Raw genomic sequence first — 407 nt, forward strand, 5'->3', positions numbered from 1 at the left:
GTTGTGAGTCTTCTGGTCGATCACGTTGTGATCGGAGCCTCGAGGAGATCATCATCAACGCCATTCGTAAGACCCTGACCGCCACCGCTGTCGTCGGTGCCGTCCTCGCGGGTTCCGCTGCCTGCGGAACAGCGGAGCAGTTGTCTGCCGGCAGGAAGCTCGACCGGGCCTTCGAGAAGCTCGGTAAGGAGAAGACGCTCTCCTTCGAGGTCGATCTGGACACTGACGTCGCGTCTTTGAAGGCGCTGGACGCCGCGTCCGACCCCGCGCCCGGCGAGGAGATCCCGGACAAGGCCGCCGAGGTGCTCAGTGGTGCGAAGATCACGGTGACCGTGCAGTCGAAGAAGCCACTCGAGGAGTCCGGTGAGAAGGATCTCGTCGGCACGACCATGAGGGTCAGTACCTCG

1 pseudogene is annotated in these 407 nt (G+C 63.1%); it reads left to right on the forward strand.

Features of this window, described 5'->3' with window-relative positions:
• Window positions 1-140: 140 nt before the first annotated feature.
• Window positions 141-407: pseudogene (locus TN53_RS42670) on the forward strand (hypothetical protein); the annotation flags it as partial.

It is taken from the genome of Streptomyces sp. WM6386 (assembly GCF_000972385.1).
Lineage (GTDB): Bacteria > Actinomycetota > Actinomycetes > Streptomycetales > Streptomycetaceae > Streptomyces.